The organism is Pedobacter indicus, assembly GCF_003449035.1.
GTDB classification, from domain to species: domain Bacteria; phylum Bacteroidota; class Bacteroidia; order Sphingobacteriales; family Sphingobacteriaceae; genus Albibacterium; species Albibacterium indicum.
Map to the genome: position 1 here is coordinate 746,415 of NZ_QRGB01000001.1, position 19,658 is coordinate 766,072.

22 protein-coding genes and 1 tRNA gene are annotated in these 19,658 nt (G+C 40.2%); 16 read left to right on the forward strand and 7 right to left on the reverse strand.

The genetic code is table 11. From position 1 onward, the window contains the following. Positions 1-36 precede the first annotated feature (36 nt). A complete protein-coding gene (locus D3P12_RS03445) occupies positions 37-252 on the reverse strand; it encodes a hypothetical protein (protein ID WP_118193685.1) in 216 nt (71 codons plus the stop codon). 86 nt (positions 253-338) lie between these two features. On the opposite strand from D3P12_RS03445, the gene menA reads away from it, so the two are divergent. Together menA and D3P12_RS03455 are read left to right on the forward strand one after the other, a co-directional pair. Continuing rightward, positions 339-1,871, forward strand: a complete 1,533-nt coding sequence (gene menA, locus D3P12_RS03450) for a 1,4-dihydroxy-2-naphthoate octaprenyltransferase (protein WP_118193686.1) — start codon at positions 339-341, stop codon at positions 1,869-1,871. Positions 1,872-1,990: 119 nt separating this feature from the next. Beyond that, positions 1,991-2,470, forward strand: a complete 480-nt coding sequence (locus D3P12_RS03455) for a GNAT family N-acetyltransferase (RefSeq protein ID WP_118193687.1) — start codon at positions 1,991-1,993, stop codon at positions 2,468-2,470. A 73-nt stretch (positions 2,471-2,543) separates the two neighbouring features. On the opposite strand, the gene D3P12_RS15715 is transcribed toward D3P12_RS03455, so the two are convergent. Then, the gene (locus D3P12_RS15715; protein WP_118193688.1) at positions 2,544-2,687 is read right to left on the reverse strand and encodes a DUF4197 family protein; all 144 of its coding nucleotides are present in this window, start codon (positions 2,685-2,687) and stop codon (positions 2,544-2,546) included. A 314-nt stretch (positions 2,688-3,001) separates the two neighbouring features. On the opposite strand from D3P12_RS15715, the gene D3P12_RS03465 reads away from it, so the two are divergent. From D3P12_RS03465 to D3P12_RS03485, 5 genes are all read left to right on the forward strand, one after another. Then, the gene (locus tag D3P12_RS03465; RefSeq protein WP_118193689.1) at positions 3,002-3,952 is read left to right on the forward strand and encodes a M20/M25/M40 family metallo-hydrolase; all 951 of its coding nucleotides are present in this window, start codon (positions 3,002-3,004) and stop codon (positions 3,950-3,952) included. A gap of 128 nt (positions 3,953-4,080) precedes the next feature. Then, on the forward strand, positions 4,081-4,404 hold the full coding sequence (locus tag D3P12_RS03470; protein WP_118193690.1) for an ArsR/SmtB family transcription factor: 324 nt from the start codon (positions 4,081-4,083) through the stop codon (positions 4,402-4,404). A 1-nt stretch (position 4,405) separates the two neighbouring features. Then, the gene (locus D3P12_RS03475; RefSeq protein WP_118193691.1) at positions 4,406-4,870 is read left to right on the forward strand and encodes an SRPBCC family protein; all 465 of its coding nucleotides are present in this window, start codon (positions 4,406-4,408) and stop codon (positions 4,868-4,870) included. 5 nt (positions 4,871-4,875) lie between these two features. Then, positions 4,876-5,259: a DoxX family protein gene (locus tag D3P12_RS03480; protein ID WP_118193692.1), complete on the forward strand. Its 384-nt coding sequence runs from the start codon at positions 4,876-4,878 to the stop codon at positions 5,257-5,259. An 11-nt stretch (positions 5,260-5,270) separates the two neighbouring features. Further along, on the forward strand, positions 5,271-5,858 hold the full coding sequence (locus tag D3P12_RS03485; protein ID WP_118193693.1) for a YdeI/OmpD-associated family protein: 588 nt from the start codon (positions 5,271-5,273) through the stop codon (positions 5,856-5,858). Here the strand turns inward: D3P12_RS03485 and D3P12_RS03490 are convergent. From D3P12_RS03490 to D3P12_RS03500, 3 genes are read right to left on the reverse strand one after another with little or no spacing between them, the layout of a single operon-like run. Then, a complete protein-coding gene (locus D3P12_RS03490) occupies positions 5,849-6,844 on the reverse strand; it encodes an NAD-dependent epimerase/dehydratase family protein (protein WP_118193694.1) in 996 nt (331 codons plus the stop codon). The two genes, D3P12_RS03485 and D3P12_RS03490, sit on opposite strands and share 10 nt — an antisense overlap. Further along, a complete protein-coding gene (locus D3P12_RS03495) occupies positions 6,841-7,644 on the reverse strand; it encodes an SDR family NAD(P)-dependent oxidoreductase (RefSeq protein WP_118193695.1) in 804 nt (267 codons plus the stop codon). Before D3P12_RS03495 ends, D3P12_RS03490 begins: the two co-directional genes overlap by 4 nt. Before the next feature lie 45 nt (positions 7,645-7,689). After that, positions 7,690-8,184 (reverse strand): hypothetical protein, encoded by a 495-nt coding sequence (locus D3P12_RS03500; RefSeq protein WP_118193696.1) that lies wholly within the window; start codon positions 8,182-8,184, stop codon positions 7,690-7,692. A 379-nt stretch (positions 8,185-8,563) separates the two neighbouring features. On the opposite strand from D3P12_RS03500, the gene D3P12_RS03505 reads away from it, so the two are divergent. Beyond that, positions 8,564-9,760 (forward strand): CynX/NimT family MFS transporter, encoded by a 1,197-nt coding sequence (locus D3P12_RS03505; protein ID WP_118193697.1) that lies wholly within the window; start codon positions 8,564-8,566, stop codon positions 9,758-9,760. Between the two features lie 53 nt (positions 9,761-9,813). Here the strand turns inward: D3P12_RS03505 and D3P12_RS03510 are convergent. Both D3P12_RS03510 and prfA read right to left on the reverse strand, forming a co-directional pair. Further along, positions 9,814-9,887: transfer RNA gene (locus D3P12_RS03510), tRNA-Asp, on the reverse strand. Positions 9,888-9,956: 69 nt separating this feature from the next. After that, positions 9,957-11,027: a peptide chain release factor 1 gene (gene prfA, locus D3P12_RS03515; RefSeq protein WP_118193698.1), complete on the reverse strand. Its 1,071-nt coding sequence runs from the start codon at positions 11,025-11,027 to the stop codon at positions 9,957-9,959. Positions 11,028-11,293: 266 nt separating this feature from the next. Here prfA and D3P12_RS03520 point away from each other — a divergent pair, with 266 nt between their 5' ends. The 8 genes from D3P12_RS03520 (at position 11,294) to D3P12_RS03555 (ending at position 19,634) form a co-directional block, all read left to right on the forward strand. Next, on the forward strand, positions 11,294-13,675 hold the full coding sequence (locus D3P12_RS03520; protein ID WP_245977375.1) for a TonB-dependent receptor: 2,382 nt from the start codon (positions 11,294-11,296) through the stop codon (positions 13,673-13,675). Between the two features lie 100 nt (positions 13,676-13,775). Next, on the forward strand, positions 13,776-14,966 hold the full coding sequence (kbl, locus tag D3P12_RS03525) for a glycine C-acetyltransferase (protein ID WP_118193699.1): 1,191 nt from the start codon (positions 13,776-13,778) through the stop codon (positions 14,964-14,966). Continuing rightward, a complete protein-coding gene (pheS, locus tag D3P12_RS03530; RefSeq protein ID WP_118193700.1) occupies positions 14,966-16,006 on the forward strand; it encodes a phenylalanine--tRNA ligase subunit alpha in 1,041 nt (346 codons plus the stop codon). Before kbl ends, pheS begins: the two co-directional genes overlap by 1 nt. A 4-nt stretch (positions 16,007-16,010) precedes the next feature. Next, positions 16,011-16,580 (forward strand): TetR/AcrR family transcriptional regulator, encoded by a 570-nt coding sequence (locus tag D3P12_RS03535; protein WP_118193701.1) that lies wholly within the window; start codon positions 16,011-16,013, stop codon positions 16,578-16,580. 54 nt (positions 16,581-16,634) lie between these two features. Continuing rightward, positions 16,635-18,044, forward strand: coding sequence for a 23S rRNA (uracil(1939)-C(5))-methyltransferase RlmD (gene rlmD / locus D3P12_RS03540; RefSeq protein ID WP_118193702.1), 1,410 nt, complete (start codon positions 16,635-16,637; stop codon positions 18,042-18,044). Between the two features lie 3 nt (positions 18,045-18,047). Continuing rightward, entirely contained in the window at positions 18,048-18,446 is a 399-nt protein-coding gene (locus tag D3P12_RS03545) for a hypothetical protein (protein WP_118193703.1), read from the forward strand. A gap of 15 nt (positions 18,447-18,461) precedes the next feature. Continuing rightward, positions 18,462-18,938: a nucleoside deaminase gene (locus tag D3P12_RS03550; protein ID WP_118193704.1), complete on the forward strand. Its 477-nt coding sequence runs from the start codon at positions 18,462-18,464 to the stop codon at positions 18,936-18,938. A 90-nt stretch (positions 18,939-19,028) separates the two neighbouring features. Beyond that, positions 19,029-19,634, forward strand: coding sequence for a superoxide dismutase (locus D3P12_RS03555; protein WP_118193705.1), 606 nt, complete (start codon positions 19,029-19,031; stop codon positions 19,632-19,634). Positions 19,635-19,658: the final 24 nt, after the last annotated feature.

Consider the following 19,658-nt stretch of genomic DNA (forward strand, 5'->3'; position numbering starts at 1 on the left):
ATAAGATTATTTAATTTGGTGATGTAAATCTGCCTATCAGCTACCTCCTTTTTTGTGTTTGTTTACGATTTGGAATATACGCTCTTGCAAGCGTCTGCTTATTTGTGGGTCGAGACGATTTTCATTATCAGTTGGATAATCGTTAAAGTCTTTCCAAGAGTGAGCTACGAAAAGACGCAAGGTAGCGTAGTTGCAATCCTCTGGGCTCTCCATACCGTTTACCAGGTTAATAAAATCCGACTTTTTCGACATATCAATCTATATATCCTGAATTGCGCAGATCGGGGGGGTGTGGATTAAACTATTTTTGCCGAAATAATTTATCGTATTTTTGTATCATGGCAGAACGTAGTAAACAAGAGGTTCTTGACTATCTTTCCAGAGCGGAGGTAGCTGCCGTCGGGACTTCAAATATGGGTACTCCGAGACAGCGTATGATGCACTTCGGAGCCGACGAGGATTTTAATATCTATGTGAGCAGTATGAAGGGGGATCCGAAAGTTATTCAGTGGAGTAACATTCCCGAAACGGCTTTACTGATTCATCAGGGAGATAAGTTTTTGGAGATGGAGGAGTGTGAAATTATCGGGCGTGCTGAGGTAATACGTGAACGGAAAGAACGAAACAGGATTATCGATATTATGTCGACCCGATCACCTTTTGTGGAGCATATGATAAAAATTGATGCTACGGATCGTCTTGAGTTCATCCGCATCAAACCTTTTACAGTAAAGTATCGTTTTGTTCCTGAGATATTGCAAGGCGAAAAGCCGACTATATTCGAATTTCCTCAAAACCGGGAATCCTTCAGTTCGTGGGATGACGTCAAAGCAAAAGCGCGAGCCTGGAAGCAAGCCATGCGGCCGTTATCACTTACTGCTTCGTTGGTGCCCATCATGGTGGGAGGGGCTGTAGCCTATTCCGCCACAGAAACCTTTAATATTGTGCTATTTCTCTTGACACTGATAGGAGGCTTGTTGATTCAAGTGGGCACCAATATGATTAACGATTGGAAGGATGCTGAACGAGATAATGAAAACGCAGAGGGGATTAGGCCGTTTACAAGTGGCTCCAGAATGATTCAGCTCGGACTGATCTCACGGGGGGATATGGGCTTTGCTGGCTTGGTTTTAAGCTTTGTAGCATTGTTAATCGGCATCTTCCTAATCATCGTTAGCGGTTGGGGGCTTGTGCCCTTGGTGCTTTACGGAATGATAGCAGGGTTGTTCTATACCAATGAAAGTGGTAAATTTTCATTCATTAACTTAGCTCCGGGTATCGCTGAGATTCTTATTGCTACTACCTTTGGGGTGATGATGACAATGGGCGCATTTTATGTACAAACCAGCTATTTCTCGATTGAATCATTTCTGATTTCATTACCTGTAGCACTTTTTATTTCAAATGTGCTCTTAATTAATCAATTTCAGGATGCGAATTCTGATATTAAAGCAAACAAAAACACATTGGTAGTTCGCCTTGGTAAGAGGAAAGCGAAGAATGTGCTGATTGGCAATTTTATCTTAGCTTACGCAATTATTGTATTACTTCCCGTATTGGGATTTGCACCAGCTACTTTTTACGTAGCGTTTTTGTCGATGCCTTTCGCAATTCAGGCCATTCGATATGCGCAGAATCATTATGACGGGACACCCGGTGACTTAGTCCCGAGCAATGCACACACGGCGATAACACATCTATTCACAGGATTGCTTTTCGTATTCGCATTTCTATTAGAAGGTTTGGGCTTTCTGTATCCACTGCTTTATTTTGTAGCATCCCTTGCGTTTATATTCTGGGTGTGGAATTACATTGAACGCCAACGGAAAACGATGACCGATTTTAGGGTATCGTTTAAAGAAAAGGGTTGATAACGTTACGAGTAAACTTGCTCTGTCAATCTTTAATGCTCTATTATTTTCGCAAACGATAGTTTTCAAGAGCTTTCATCTTCTTTTAAGAATTAAGACTTTTTTGTATCTTAAACGTAATGTTGCATTTCGAGAAATACAAAAATAGTGATTACTCTGACTATTATTCACTAGTCAAGGATGATGAGGTAATGAAATATATCACCGGTAAGGGAATGTCAGCTGAAGAAGCCGAAGAAAAATTTGAATCGATTATAAAGATTAACAACGAGGTCGAGTTGCTCGGGTACTTTAAAGTTTTGAATATTGATTCGAATATTATTGGTGAGTGTAAATTGGTGAGATACAAGCAAGATCGATCGCTATTCGAGGTTGGTTATCTTTTAAAAAAGGACTACTGGGGGCTAGGGCTGGGCAAGGAGATCTGTGCGAACATGATTGACCTAGCATTTTCTGTTGCTCCTAACAACCCGATTCTTGGTATTATTGATCCCAAGAATCAGGCTTCAAGAAAGATCTTAGAAAGCTTTGGGTTTAAAACCTATTTTAAAGGAATTGAAGATAATATTCCAACAGAAAAACTTATTTTAAAACGTTAAAAAATTTGTCATAGTTAACATATTTTTAATTTAGGCATTAACATAAGATCGATGCTCTCTAACCAAAAACCTATTATATTCGATCGTTCAAGAACACCTTTTTTAGGAGCGATGTCGTGCGGAATATGGGATTTTCACGGATGTCGCTTTCTTTTTCTGCTACCATTTTGAATACGCCATTGACCGTTTCTCGCGTGACGTAGGTATTTAGATCCATTCAGGATATCAGACCGGCAGCATTGGGTTAATTTTTAGAACAAAAATTAACCCAATGGTAAAATTCTCTACTCTTATTCTACTCTTCTTTATAATAAACAGTAGAAAAACTCTCCTAAAACAGTTGTCAAACAGTCCTTTTACCACAGGTTGACCACAGCTTGAGGACTGTAAAAGGACTGTTTGACCACTGTTCTTCTCGAACAAGTTAATAATATTTCTTCAGGGATTGTGCTTGAAGAAAAAAGGCTGTCCTCGCTATATTACAACACAGTTATTATTTTAAATAAAAGAAGATTTATCTAAGTTTGGTGCATGAGATCTATGCAAATTTTATGTTCACTTATTGCCTGTATATGCTTTATCAGCTTGACTAACCCTGGTTATTCACAAATAAACTCGAAGAACCTTCAGAAGCATATCAAGTTTTTGTCGGCAGACAAAATGCAGGGTCGCGAAACGGGTCGAAAAGGATCTCTTAAAGCGGCAGATTATGTAGAAAAGTATTTTAAGAAATTAGGGTTGGAGCCAAAAGGCGAGGATGGCTTCCGTCAGTCATTTGAAGCTAAGATTACTAGAGCAAAGGTGGCTGATTCGATAAGAATGTCTGACAATATTATTGGGTTCCTAAACAATGGTGCGCGCTATACAATTGTTATCGGAGCTCATTATGATCATTTAGGAACTGGGGTCATTGGCGGCTCCAGAGATACGCTCGCTATTGGTGAGATCCATAATGGAGCAGACGATAATGCTTCAGGTGTGGCCGGGTTGTTGGAATTGGCGCGTCATTACAGTACAAATAATATTAAAGAACCCTTTAATATTTTGTTTATAGGTTTTGGAGCTGAAGAGTTGGGGTTGATAGGGTCCAAATATTTTACAGAGAACCCAACTCTTCCTTTATCTGAAATTCATTGGATGCTCAACATGGATATGATTGGTCGTTATCAAGAGCAGAATGGACTAGCTATTATTGGTCATGGAACCAGCTCGGCCTTTCCAAAAATCTTTGAAGGCGTTGAAAGCCCCATTAATTTTTTTACAAGTAAAGACGGTAATGGTGGATCCGATCAAACTTCTTTTTACAAAAAAGATATCCCGGTATTGTTTTTTCATACCGGCGGACACGACGATTATCATAAACCGGGCGACGATGAACCCAAGATTAATTACCAAGCCATGGAGGCTATTTTAAATTTGGGTATCATAGTTATTGATAATTCGATGGAGCAGCCAAAAATGGATTTTCAATGGACGAATTAAGTTTATCGTTGACCATCATGTTTTGCTACTAAAAGCAAATTGAATAAGAAAGAAAACTAGAAAAATAAATTAAAAAATATTGCGTAGCTAAATGACTACTCTTATATTCGCAAACAAATGACTTCATAATGAATTTAAGACGCGATGTTTTTCAAGCGATAGCTGATCCTACCAGAAGAGCTATATTATTATTGCTTGCTACACAGTCTATGACTGCCGGAGCGATTGCTTCGAATTTTAACAGTGCAAGACCCACCGTTTCTAGACATATACAAATCCTAACCGAATGTGAGCTATTGGAATCCGAGCAGAACGGTAGGGAGATCTACTATAACTTAAACCCAAGAAAGATGAAAGAAGTTGCAGATTTTATTGAGCCTTTTCGTAAAATGTGGGACGGGCGCTTCAATAAGCTAGAATCTATAATGAAAAACTATAGAAATAAAAAATAAAATGGAATTTAAAACAAAAATTCACGCTGAGGAAAATAAACAAGAACTATTCATCACAAGAGAGTTTGATCTGCCCGTAGAGTTTCTTTTCCGAGCTTATGAAGACGCCGAATTAGTAGGAGAATGGATGGGAACAAAAGTTCTGAAACTTGAAAATAGAAAATATGGGAGTTGGCGTTTTGAAACCTCCTATGAAGGTCAAGTGGTTTTCGCTGCTGAAGGAGTTATACTCGAATTTATACCAAATGAGAGAATCACCAGAACCTTTGAAATGGAAAACAGTCCATTCCCTGTTCAATTAGAATTTTTATCATTCGAAAGAATAGATGAGGAAACGAGTAAAATCACCATTCAACAGATTTTTAAATCGGTTGAGTTTCGCAATCAACTTTTAGAAATGCCTTTTGCGAAAGGGTTAAGTATGGCGCATGACCGGCTACAACAAATTTTTAACCAATTAAATTAAATACCATGAATAAACGAAACAGAACCATTTATTGGATTCTTACAATTTTTCTTTCTGTCGGAATGCTGGCAGGAGGTATACAACAAATGCTTCAAATTGGTGGGTATAATGAGATTGTAACCCAATTAGGTTATCCGCTCTACATGTTGAGTATTCTCGGGGTTTGGAAAATATTAGGAGTTGTAGCAATATTGATTCCCAGATTTACTCTGCTGAAAGAATGGGCTTATGCAGGCTTTTTCTTTGCTATGTCTGGTGCAGCAATATCTCATTTTAGTGTCGGACAGCCATTCATAGAAGCGCTTCCTTCTCTAATATTACTATTGGTAACGATCTTGTCTTGGTATACAAGGCCGGCAGATCGGCAGATCAAATCCACACGAAATTAATTCAATCAAAAATGAATACAAAAGCTGAGCTTTTTTTTGAAAAAGCAAACCGATGGAGCGAAGAATACTCCTTGCTTCGAGACATCATCCTTGAGAATAAGTCTTTAAAAGAAGATTTTAAGTGGAAGCATCCTTGTTATACTTACGAAGGGAAAAATATAATAATTGTTCACGGATTTAAAGATTACTGTGCATTGCTTTTTCATAAAGGAGTCTTGATCCAAGATAAGGCGGGGATATTGATTCAACAGACTGAAAATGTTCAATCCGCAAGGCAAATTCGCTTTACCAATGTTCAGCAGATTCTCGAGTTGCGCACTGTTATTAAGAAATACATTCAAGAGGCAATAGATATAGAAAGATTGGGTAAAAAGTTAGAGTTCAAAAAAGTAGAAGAATACCCGATGCCAGAAGAGTTCAAAAAAGTCCTTGATGACGATGAGGCTTTAACGAAAGCCTTCCATTCCTTAACTCCCGGAAGACAAAAAGGATATTTATTTTATTTCAACCAAGCCAAACGATCTAAAACGCGAGAAAGTAGAATTGAGAAATACTATCAACATATCTTAGACGGAAAAGGGATCAATGATTACATATAATTGTTCTTCTTAAACCAATCGTATGCACTTTTAATAGCGTCTTCAATAGCTGTATACTTTATACCCAATTCTCGTTCTGATTTTTGACCTGAATAATAGTTGCCAAGACATAGCATATAGGCCGAAACATAGTTTAATTTAGGAGATGAACCTGTAATCTTTCCAAATTTGCTACTTGTATTTCCAGCTATTTTCAGTAACGATGGCGGGATGCGGATCATCTTTGGATTTTGACCGGAGATTTTATTTAACATCTTGAAGAAATCATAATATGAAATGTTCTGTCCGGCCAGCAGATACATTTCCCCAATTTCACCCTGCTCGATAGCATTATTTATTCCGATACAAACATCATTTACATGTACGAAGTTTTTACCGCCTGGCGGATAAAACAGTATCTTTTTATTCATCCCGTACAGTATAATTTGACCTGAACTTGGCTTTGCGTCATAAGCGCCAATCATAAATGTTGGATTCAAGATGACGGCTGGAAGATTATTACGCTCTATTTGTTCCTGAACATATTGCTGTGCGATGTATTTGGTATTGATGTAGCCCGAGTTTATGTGAAACAGTGAAAACGAGCTGAGTTCATTACCCGGTTTGTTGATTGATCCATGGCCGATGGTATTGGCTGTACTGATATAGATCAGCTTTTCGACTTTATGTATAAGACAAGCTTCTACGATATGTTTTGTGCTCGTTATATTAACCCGTTTATAGTCACTATAGGCCACTCCCCATTGTGCGGTCAGCGATGCCGCATGGACAACAAAATTGCAATCATTAACAGCATCATGGACATCTTCAGCAACACAAATATCACCGTAGTAGAATTCACAGTTGAGGTTCTTAATGGTTTTCAAATTAGACCCTGGTCTAACTAGCAACCGAACATGGTATTTGTTACACAACAATCTAACTAAATTAGATCCCAAAAGCCCATTTGCACCAGTGATTAACACTTTTTTCTTTCTATTTGTCATTGTTGTACTTGAAATTTCAGTTCGGCTGCTATAGTAGAAGAAACAATTCGAAGTCTTGTTTTTATGGGAATGAGTTTCATTAGCGAATAGTTAAACCTGTTCCAAAGTCCGGGTATGATGATCGCTTTCTTAGCCAATGTCTGTTTAACCGCTATTCTTGCAATTTCGGCAGTCGGCAGAAGACCTATTTTCCCTTTTCTCCCCAATGCTATTATTCGTTCTGATACATTAGAATTGGTCATGATCGCACCGGGGTACACTACGCTGATTGATACCCCGGTATGCTTTAGTTCCTCTCTTAGCCCTAATGAAAAAGAGGATATAAAAGCTTTTGATGCTGGATATACTGTTTTGTATGCGATCGGGCTAAATGCTGCCATACTAGATATATTCATTATATAACTCTCTTCATTTTCTATTAAGTGCGGAACCATTAGACTAGTAACCGTTGTCATAGCCCGAACATTTAATTGTACAATATTGTCAATATAGTTGAGTGAGCTGCTTAGTAGTTCCGCAGTTCCTCCTGTTCCTGCATTGTTTATGAGAAAGTTAACCTTGTAGTTTTTTTTAATATATTCCAGCTGCTCAACGAGCAATGGCTGATCGGTTAAATTAAGCTCAATAATAACAATATCTACTCCGAATTCCAATCCAATCTGTCTTGCTAAAGATCTTAAACTTCCGCTAGGAAGAGCTATTATTATTACATTTAAGCCAATAGAAGCACATTGTATAACCAATTCTTTTCCCAGACCCGCACTGCCGCCCGTTATGAGTACGTATTTTTTGCTCGTCATGATTTCCTGGTTTTGGCATTTTTCGCTAAAAGCTGTGCTTGTCCTTTATTCTGTATTTTCATAGCTATTTTTTAGTGGTGAAGTGGTAAGAATGTAGTCAGTTAAAACCTTTTCATATTCAAAATATTTGATAAATGATTTCATCTTATTAAAAATGAATTTTTTGCCGATAAGGGCTTCTATAAGATGTAATTCTTTTGTGTTTGAGCCTTGTACAGAGTTCCTCAATATATGTTCTAACAGCAGAAGGTTGACATGGTCCAACTCGTCAGCTATTAAATATTCCTTTAATGAAATTAACAAATTAAAGATGATCAATAGTTCGCCCAAGGTGCATTGCAATGAGGTACTTTGCTTTTCGGCTTTGTCAATTTTTTCGTAAAAACCCTCGAAGAGTTTTAATATTTCACAATTATTGGGATGATAATGCTCAATTAGACACATCAGCTTGAATATCGTTTTTTGCAGAGCCTGGAAGTCAGAAACATCCCCCGATATCTTTATAGAAAAATCACTTTTTGTGTATGACCCTGTTAGCATACTGTCAGTTTATTGTTTTCTTACTTTTAATAGAGACAACTTATACGCGTGATACCCCTATGACGAAAACGATTTTTCATAGATAATTTCTCTGTGCTGTAAGCGAATGGTAGCTACCATGCATTATATTCTCTATCTGTACCCCTTAGGTGCCTATGCTAGGGTCTCGCTCGAATAGCCCTACAAGCGAGTGCACACCGGGGCCACCGACCGGCCACCACGAAGGTATGTAAAGCAAGTCCTAATCCAGGGCTAAGAAGGGCGCTTGTTATCTTGAAGACTTTTTTGGCAAGTTATATTAAAATAACCATCTTTGCTGCTCCTCGTTTAAAAGAATCTACAATAACACGTGCACAGGTGACTATTAAAGCAGCTTTTCATGACTAAGGTGGATCGGTCGCAACTTTCGGTGATCGGAATAATAATCGTTATCCTGATAGCAGGCAATCTCCGTTCGCCTATTACGTCACTTAGTCCGGTCCTAAGTGAAATCATGACAAAGTTGGGGTTGAGTAACTTTCAAGGGAGCTTGCTGACTTCTATTCCTTTGCTGGTGTTTGCTGGCGGCTCGGTTTTAGTAAGTCGGATCGGCGCGAAAATTAGAATTCAATATACTCTGGGTTTATCGTTAATTTTACTAATCCTCGGGTTGTATTTGCGAGTATACGGAAGTGTCTCCATGCTTTATATAGGTTCTTTTTTGATAGGAATAGGTATCTGTATCGGAAATGTAATGACCCCCGCTTATATCAAACAAGTATTTCCTGACAAGATAGGTTTGATGACTGGGGTGTTCTCTGTGACGATGAACTTGTTTGCTGCTCTTGCTGCCGGCTATAGTATAGCAATAGGCGAATGGACACAATTGGGCTGGCGTGGGTCATTGGGTATCTGGATAATTTGGTCCATACCGGCACTGCTGGTACTGTCAATTGAGCTTTTTCTAAGTAAAAAGAGGTCTGACGAGAGCAAATCAAACAAAATTCTAGAAGGCAAATTTAATGCATTCCGTTCAAAACAGGCTTGGTACATCAGTATATTCATGGGTATCCAGTCCTTGGTATATTTTTGTGTAATTGCTATGTTGCCTACCGTCTTGATTGATTATGGGATGGATAAAGGAGAGACTGGTTTTGTGTTGTTGGCTTTTCAATTGGTGATGGCTCCTGTGATGTTTATCTGTCCGGTTATTGCTTCAAAAATGAAAGAGCAGCAATCTCTAATATATTTAGCGGGTGCTTTGATGGTTGGGGGTATCGGACTGTTGACAATATTCAAAACTCAATATATTTACTTTACCGCTGTAATGATCGGGACATCCACAGGTTTGGCATTTAGTCTTTCTATTCTTTTTTTCTCTTTAAAAAGTAGAACTACCGATGGAACGATTAAAGTTTCTGGCCAGGCACAATCGATAGGCTACCTGATAGCTGCTTTAGGGCCTCCTGTTTTTGGAGTGTTGCACGACTGGGATTCCTCATGGAATACATCCTTTTATTTTTTGATAGTTATGGCTGTTATCCTGACTTTTAGCGGGCTTGGAGCAGCAAAAGCACGTTTCGTTGAGGATTATTGAAAATGAAGGGTATTAAACCAAAAAATCCCCGGAAGGTTCTTCCGAGGATTTTGCGGTCTGGACGGGACTCGAACCCGCGACCCCATGCGTGACAGGCATGTATTCTAACCAGCTGAACTACCAGACCCTGGTTCCCTTTTGGGAATGCAAATATACTGCGATTTCTGTATATCGCAACATTTTTTGTTAAAATTTTTTAAATTTCACTCTCCTTCATTTTTTCTGCATTCTCCGCAAATTGAAGGGCATCGATAATTTCCTGAATTTCACCATCCATGACGGCCGGTAGGTTATAGAGTGTAAGGCCAATACGATGTTCGGTTACGCGCCCCTGTGGGTAGTTATAGGTTCTGATTTTAGCGGAGCGGTCGCCCGTAGATACCATTGTTTTTCTTCTAGCGGCGATGTCACCGTTCTTTTTTAACAGCTCTTGCTCGTACAATTTGGAGCGCAACATTTCCATAGCTAGTTCCCGGTTGGCGAGTTGCGAGCGCTCTACTTGACAGACTACAACAATGCCGGTAGGTTTGTGGGTTAGCTGAACTTTGGTTTCAACTTTATTGACGTTCTGTCCACCAGCTCCTCCTGAACGAGATGTATGAAATTCGATATCACCAGCATTAATTTCGATATCTACATCTTCCGCTTCTGGTAAAACAGCAACCGAAGCAGCCGAAGTATGAACACGCCCTTGCGTTTCAGTATCAGGTACCCGCTGTACGCGGTGAACACCTGATTCATATTTCAGGGTCCCGTATACATCTTCGCCGGTGACTTTCAGGATGACTTCTTTGTACCCTCCGGCTGTACCTTCTGTAACGTCCATCACTTCCGTCCGCCAGCCTTTATCCTCAAAATAGCGTGTATACATGCGGTACAGATCCCCAGCAAATAATGCAGCTTCATCTCCACCAGTACCACCTCTGATCTCGATCATGGCATTTTTGGAATCTTCAGGGTCTTTCGGGATTAGCATAAGACGTATGCTTTCTTCCATCTCTTCTTTCTGCTCTGCTAAAAGGTCAAGCTCTTCTTTTGCCATCTCTCGAAGCTCCTGATCTTTTTCATTAGCAAGGATGTCGCGGTTGCTATCGATGTTACTCACCACGTTTTTGTAGATATGGTATTGATCGACAATCTTGCCAAGATCTTTATATTCTTTGTTGAGCTTGGCAAAACGTTTCATATCGCTAACCGTAGCGGGGTTGCTCAGTTCGCGTTCAATCTCTTCCCAGTGCTCCTTTATCGCTCGTAATTTTTCTAACATTATGCGGAATTTGATGCAAAATTAATGTTTTTTCTCCATTTTTCTTTTATGCGTTTATTGTTTTATATTTGCAGCATCTAAGGGGTGTCCTGAAATACAATCTAAATTCAGGGCTGAGATTATACCCATCGGCAAATTACGCTTTTCTGAGTGGTGTTTGTCGGGAACCTGATCCGGATCATGCCGGCGTAGGGAAGGTAAAATAAAATAGGTGCAGTAACAAACCCCTTGTTTCTGCTATGTTTTATTAAAAAATCAAATTAAAAATGAAAAAGACAATTGCGCTGATGGCGATTGTATGGCTGCCGTTATGGTTGCTGGCACAGAATGACATTCGCATCTCGGTGAAGGATGTGAACACAAAAGAATCACTTATTGGTGCTTCTGTGCAGTTAAAAAACAGTTCGTTAAATGGCCAGACGAACACAAAGGGTGAATTTCGGTTAACTAATCTGGAAAGCGGAACCCATACGGTGATGGTAAGCTATCTGGGTTACCGAAATGTGACGAAAGAATTTTCGGTTCCTGGTGATGCCAGCATAGATGTGTTGATGGATCCGGCTACTTTTTTAGCGGACGAAGTGGTCGTGCAGGCTACCAGAGCGTCGGCGAATGCAGCGACAACCTACAAAAATCTGTCGAAGGAAGAGATAGCAAAGAACAATATGGGGCAAGATATTCCGTATTTGTTGAATCAGACGCCTTCGGTTGTGGCGTCTTCAGATGCTGGAGCAGGTGTGGGTTATACAGGAATACGTATTCGCGGAAGTGATGCACAACGGATTAACGTAACGGTGAACGGTATTCCCTATAATGATTCAGAGAGCCAAGGTTCTTTTTGGGTAAACATGCCAGACTTCGCTTCTTCTGTAGATAATATCCAGATTCAAAGAGGGGTAGGTACTTCTACGAATGGGGCTGGCGCTTTTGGTGCGAGTATTAACATTCAGACCGGCCAGCGAATTGATACGGCCTATGCTGAACTGGACAACTCGTTTGGGTCTTATAATACATGGAAGAATACCGTAAAAATCGGCTCAGGCTTGATCAATGATCAGTTTACCTTTGATGCGCGACTCTCGCGAATTGAATCTGACGGCTATATGGATAATGCATTTTCCGACTTGAAGTCATTCTACGTTTCAGGTGCATGGTATGGGAAGAGTTCGTTTGTTAGAGCCAATGTATTCTCCGGAAAAGAAAAAACCTACCAGGCTTGGAATGGGGTTCCTGAAGAATTATTAGAAACGGATCGCACCTATAGCGAGTTTACTTATGAAGATCAGACTGATAACTATACACAGACGCACTACCAGTTGTTGTATTCCAATCAAATAGATGAGAGGTTTTTAATAAACGGTGCCTTGCATTATACCCGTGGTAAAGGTTATTATGAGGAGTTTAAGGAGGATGATATGCTGGAAAATTACCAATTGCCCCCGGTAGTGATTGGTGATGAAACGATTGAGTCGACCGACCTGGTGAGACAAAGATGGTTGGATAACTATTTTTATGGTCTGACGTATTCGGTGAATTATCGTCCTTCGAAGATCGCAAACATCACCGTTGGGGGAGCGTATAACCAATACAGGGGTGATCACTATGGAGAAGTAATTTGGGCGAGATACTCTTCGGATTTAAATTTGGGCGATAAATATTACCTCAATGATGCAGAGAAAAATGACTTTAACGTGTATGCAAAAGGTGATTTTCGTATTGGTCAGCTTAACTTGTTCGGGGATGTTCAGTATCGTAAAATTGATTACACTTTGGAGGGGATTGATAAGGATTTAAAGTTACTGGACCAAGATGTCAATTATGATTTTATAAATCCGAAAGTAGGTTTGACTTATAGTTTCGACAACAATAGTCAGGTTTATGCATCCATGGCGATCGCTAATAAAGAACCGGTTCGTGATGATTTTACTGAATCTTCGGTTTCAAGCAGGCCTTCTCCGGAGCGGTTGACAGATTTCGAAGCTGGTTATCGTATTTCAGCCCGTGACTTCAACATCGGATTGAATGGATATGCCATGCTCTATAAGGATCAACTGGTATTTACGGGTCAGATTAATGATGTGGGAGCTGCTGTGCGGGAAAATGTGGACAAGAGCTATCGCATCGGCGTGGAAATGGACGCTAGTTGGAGACCGATAGAAGATTTTATGTGGAGGGCTACCGCGGCATTTAGTCAAAATAAAATTAAAGACTATTCGTATTATATTGATATTTACGATAGCGAATGGGGACTTGATGGGCAACAATCGGAGACCTTGGGCTTGACGGATATAGCACTTTCACCTAATGCCGTATTGTCCAATGAGTTTGCATATGTACCATTTGATCGGGCGGAAATAGCCTTGTTAAGCAAATATGTTTCGCGTCAGTATTTGGATAATACAGGAGATCAGAGTAAAAGTATTGATCCGTTTTTTGTTTCAGATCTTCGCTTAAGTTACAATACAAAGATAAAAGGGGTGAAAAATGTAGGAATCACCCTGAAAATCAATAATATTTTCAATGAACTGTACGAGGCTTCCGGTTATACGTTTGGTTATTATAATCCCGATGGAAATCTGGAAACTTACAATTACTATTTTCCGCAGGCCACGAGGAACTTTATGCTAGGCGTGAATTTGAAATTTTAGGAGCTACTGGTTTAGTTTAATATTCGAACCCCGGAATCTATTTTCGGGGTTTTTTGCAATTCCAGCCTAATGACGTATTTTTACACAAAATTTCAAAACTATGTACAAATCACTCCAACCAGTATTGCAAAAAGAAATCGAGGAAATTAAGAAAGCCGGACTTTACAAAAAAGAGCGGGTTATCGTTACTCCTCAAGGGGCTGAGATCAAGGTAGAAGGCGGGAAGGAAGTTATCAATTTTTGTGCGAACAATTATTTGGGATTGTCTTCTCATCCAAAGGTCATTGAGGCTGCGAAAGCTACGATCGATTCACATGGCTATGGAATGTCCTCCGTTCGTTTTATTTGTGGTACACAAGATATACATAAGCAGTTGGAGGAAAAAATATCAGCTTTTTTAGGAACAGAGGATACCATATTATATGCTGCAGCCTTTGATGCAAACGGTGGTGTTTTTGAACCGCTTTTTAACGCGGAGGATGCTATTATATCTGATGAACTAAATCATGCTTCCATTATTGATGGAGTACGATTATGTAAGGCGCAGCGTTTTCGCTATAAGCACAATGATATGGCTGACCTGGAGGCTCAATTGCAGGCAGCGAAAGGTGCACGCCACCGGATTATTGTAACGGATGGTGCTTTTTCGATGGATGGCACGATCGCGCAATTAGACAAAATATGTGATCTGGCCGATCAGTACGAAGCTTTGGTGATGATCGATGAATCGCATTGTACTGGCTTTCTTGGAAAGACAGGTCGTGGTACGCACGAATACTGCGGCGTAATGGATCGTATTGATATTATTACAAGTACATTGGGTAAGGCTTTGGGGGGTGCATCGGGAGGCTTCACTTCCGGGAAAAAGGAAATTATCGATATGCTACGTCAGCGTTCGCGTCCTTATCTGTTTTCTAATACGCTTGCACCATCCATTGTGGGTGCATCTATCGCTGTATTGGATATGCTGAGCGAGGCAACGGATTTACGGGATAAACTAGAAGAAAATACAAAGTACTTCCGTTCGAAAATGACGGAGGCCGGCTTTGATATTCCACAAGGGGAGCATCCGATTGTTCCTGTGATGCTTTACGATGCAAATATCGCTCAGGATTTTGCTGCGAAAATGCTGGATGAGGGAATTTACGTGATCGGCTTCTATTTCCCTGTAGTGCCACGCGAAAAGGCACGTATTCGTGTACAGTTATCAGCTGCTCATGAAAAAGAACATATTGATAAGGCTGTGGCTGCATTTACAAAAGTCGGTAAAGAATTAGGGGTGATTAAGTAATGAGTATACACGATCAAATACAGAAGTATACAGCAGAGATCAATGCATTTTCTGCTTCAACCGTTGAGGAAGTGGAAGCATTTCGTCTACGGTTTTTGGTAAATAAAGGAATTGTTCGCTCTTTATTTGATGAGTTTAAAACAGTTTCTCCGGAAGAGAAGCGTACACTCGGAAAAGTGCTGAACGAGTTTAAGCAATTGGCTGAATCGAAACACCGATTGCTTCTTGACGATCTGGAAAGTCCGGCTGATCAGTCTGTTGGAACTTCAGAAGATTTAACATTACCGGGAAGAGGTTTTACGTTAGGCTCTCGTCATCCACTACTTTTGGTACGCAAGGAAATAGTCGATATTTTCAAGAAGATGGGTTTTATCGTTGCTGAAGGCCCAGAGATTGAAGATGATTGGCATAACTTCAGTGCCTTGAACTTTCCTGAAGAGCACCCGGCCAGGGATATGCAGGATACTTTCTTTGTTGAAAAGAAAGAAGGGAATGATATCGCGCTTCGTACACATACTTCTTCGGTTCAGGTAAGGATGATGGAGATGGGTAAACCGCCTTTTCGAGCCATTATGCCAGGGCGTGTTTACAGGAATGAAGCTATTTCTGCACGGGCGCATTGTTTTTTTCATCAGGTAGAAGGACTTTATGTGGATGAGAATGTCTCGTTTGCTGATTTGAAGCAGACCTTATTCCAGTTTGTTCAGGAACTCTATGGTAAAGGGACAAAGGTTCGTTTCCGTCCGTCGTATTTTCCGTTCACCGAACCATCTGCCGAGATGGATATCTCCTGTTCGATCTGTAAGGGTGCCGGTTGTACGATGTGCAAAGGAAGCGGATGGGTGGAAATCTTAGGCTGTGGCATGGTTGACCCGAATGTTTTGGAAAATTGCGGTATCGATAGTAAGAAATACAGCGGTTTTGCTTTTGGAATGGGGATCGAGCGTATTACAAACCTGAAATATGAGATTAAGGATCTGCGATTGTTTTCTGAAAATGATATCCGGTTTTTAAAGCAGTTTGAGACTGAAATAATATAGCCAGATGGAAGCAGATAAGATTAAAGAATGTATTAAAGATTCTGCTCGGGAACTGTTCAGACGTTATGGCTACAACAAAACGAATGTCAATGAAATAGCCAAAAAAGCGAAGATTGCGAAGGCAACTATCTACAAGTATTTTGATAGCAAAGAGCTGATTTTGCACGGAATTCTGATGGATTATATCCGGAAAGGTGTAAATGACCTGATCTATAAATCGCCGCGCGACCTTGAGCTGGAGTTGTATCTGAGTAATTTGATCTTAAAAGTCAGTCGCCTGACTTATACCATCTGCAATGAATTTATTGGCTGGGACTTTATTCGGGAGTCAGCCAATGCACAAGAATATCTAAAAACTCTTTCAGACGATTTGGAAAACCTGTTGGTTCAGTCCTTTCAACAAAGCGAACGGGTTTCTATTCCACTTGAGAATCTGATATTCTTGGTGAAGTCTAGTAAGAGTATTGTTTTTTCATTTGCGTTTACGTCAGTTAGTGTAGCTGATGTACGGAAGAATTTTGTCTCTTTTCAGAACGATCTCCTGCCTTTTCTCGTAAAAGGGGCTTTGGTCTAAGAACCTGGTGAACTCAAGTGTTTTACCGTAATAAGTTGTAATTTTGCACCAGCAATGAGAAGAAATAAAAGGGAAAGAATTAAAATAGACCATGTAGAGGTTGTTGACATAGCTGAAGAAGGAAAAGGGGTCGGGAAGGCAAATGATTTGGTTTTGTTTATACCTCATGCAATTCCTGGTGATGTTGTGGATGTCGAGGTAACCAGAAAGAAGAGGAATTTTGCAGAAGCAAATGTTACCGCGCTGAGATCTTCATCACAACATCGGGTAGATCCGTTTTGTGAGCATTTTGGAATTTGTGGTGGCTGCAAATGGCAGCACATGTCTTATGATGCTCAATTACTATATAAAAACAAAAGCGTTGAAAACGCTCTATCCAGAATAGGAAAGGTTGATACAGCGGTTATGGAAGACATATTGGCTTCCGAACAGACAAGGTATTATCGCAATAAGCTGGAATATACATTTTCTAACCAAAGGTGGCTTACAGAAGAAGAGATTAAGCGTGACGAAGAGCTACAGCGAAATGCGTTGGGTTTTCATGTTCCTCAGCGCTTCGACAAAATTTTGGCAATTAACCATTGCTATCTACAGGCAGATCCTTCGAATGCAATTCGTAATTCAATAAGTGCTTTTGCGATAGAGAACAATATCAGCTTCTACGACCTTAGAAAACATGAAGGGGCACTTCGGAACCTGATTATTAGGAATACTTCAACTGGTGAGCTGATGATTATCGTTGTCTTCGCTTATCCGGACGAAGAGCAAGTTGAACAATTGATGTCCTTTATTCTTGAAAAGTTCCCCGAGGTCAATTCCTTGCTTTATGTCATCAATCAAAAGAAAAACGATACCATTTTCGATCAGGAAGTGCATATATATCACGGTCGTGACCATATTTTTGAATCGATGGCCGGGTTGACGTTTAAAATTGGCGCGAAGTCGTTCTATCAAACCAATTCACTCCAAGCCTATGAATTATATAAAATTACCAAGGAGTTTGCGGGTTTGATGGGAAATGAGATGGTGTACGACCTGTACACCGGTGCTGGTACGATTGCAAACTTCATAGCTTCAGATGCTCGGAAGGTCGTTGGTATCGAGTATGTGCCGACAGCGATCGCGGACGCCAAAGTTAATGCGGAGCTTAATGGTATCGGTAACACGGAGTTCTTTGCCGGTGATATGAAAGATGTTCTAAATGATGAGTTTATTGCTTTCCATGGGAAACCTGATGTGATCATTACGGATCCGCCGCGAGCGGGTATGCACGCCGATGTGGTGAAGAAATTGTTAGAAATTGAAGCTGATAAAATTGTTTATGTAAGCTGTAATGCTGCGACGCAAGCGAGGGATTTGTCGATGCTGGGAGAGAAGTATGATGTAAGACGAAGCAAGGCTGTTGATATGTTCCCGCAGACACAGCATGTTGAAAACGTGGTGTTATTGACGTTAAAGAACTAGAATATGGATTTAGAGGATTTGTTAAAGGCGGGATCTGAAAACGAAAACGAAAATAAGACGAAAGTCAGTCCCTTGAAAAGCCTTAAGGTTGATTTGGATTTCTATAAAGATTCGATGAATGAAGTAGCTAACGAGCTTCTTTCAGAAAAATACACCCAGTTTCCGATTTTTGTTGCTCATCAGCATGAAGTAAGTGTCGGAGAGATTATATTGGATAGAATGGAGCTGGGGACAGAGTGGACGATTCAGGTGTCGAGTTTAGAGGAGTTTTTGGAGGTTGGGATTATAAAAGAAGATAAGAAAGACAAATTCATTCAGAAATTTAAAGATCCAGCAGAACACATGTGCCTATTCGTTGTTGTCCCTGAAGGAGCGAACTTTGTATTTTATCCATATAAATAGAGTTAAACTATTGTAATGACCTATATCAGTTTCGATGAGGGGAGTGGTTTAGTGACAGATGAATATTTTATGAACGAGGCGCTTAAGGAGGCACAAAAAGCGTTTGAACTAGACGAGGTTCCGATTGGGGCTGTAATTGTGTATAAGAACCGGATTATTGCGAGAGGGCACAACTTAAGCGAGACCTTGAACGATACTACCGCTCATGCGGAGATGCAAGCCTTTACTTCAGCAACCAATCATGTCGGTGGAAAGTATCTGCAGCAATGTACCTTATACGTTACCTTAGAGCCTTGTGTGATGTGTGCAGGTGCTGCGTTCTGGACTCAGATAGGGAGGATTGTTTACGGAGCAAAAGACGAGAAGCGTGGATATTCTAAGTTTGATAATGATAAATCGATTATTCATCCTAAAACGACAGTTTTGGCGGGTATTTTAGAAGAGCGTTGCGCAAGTTTCATCAAAAGGTTTTTTCAAAAAAAGAGAAATTGATTAATGATATTTAGCTGACGATTATTTCAAACATTTGTCATACTTTCTGGTTATATTTGTATTATTCATTAATTTAAAAACCAAACTATTATGGCATTCGAATTACCGGCGTTACCATACGCCTCAGACGCTTTAGAACCACATATTGATAGAGAGACCATGGAAATCCACCATGGGAAACACCACCAAGCTTATGTTGATAACCTGAACAAAGCTCTGGAAGGTAAAGATGCGGGCTCTTCTATTGAAGATATCATAAAAAGTATTTCTAAATATGACGCTGCTGTTAGGAATAACGGTGGTGGTCATTTTAACCATTCCTTGTTCTGGACGGTATTATCCCCCGATGGCGGAGGTGAACCAACGGGCGAGCTAGCAACTGCAATTAATGAGGCTTTCGGGTCATTTGATGAGCTGAAAAAGAAGTTGCAAGATGCAGGTGCAAAACGTTTTGGTTCAGGTTGGGCCTGGCTTATTGTAGATGGTTCCGGGAAATTGCAGGTAACTTCTACTCCAAATCAAGACAATCCATTAATGGATGTTGCTGAGGTTCAGGGTACCCCGATTTTCGGCATCGATGTATGGGAGCATGCGTATTACCTTAAATATCAAAATAAACGCCCAGCATATTTAGAAGCTATTTTCAATGCTGTTAACTGGGAAGCTGTAGCAGACCGTTACGCGAAAGCAAAATAAAATATAAATTGGAAGCTTTGTAAT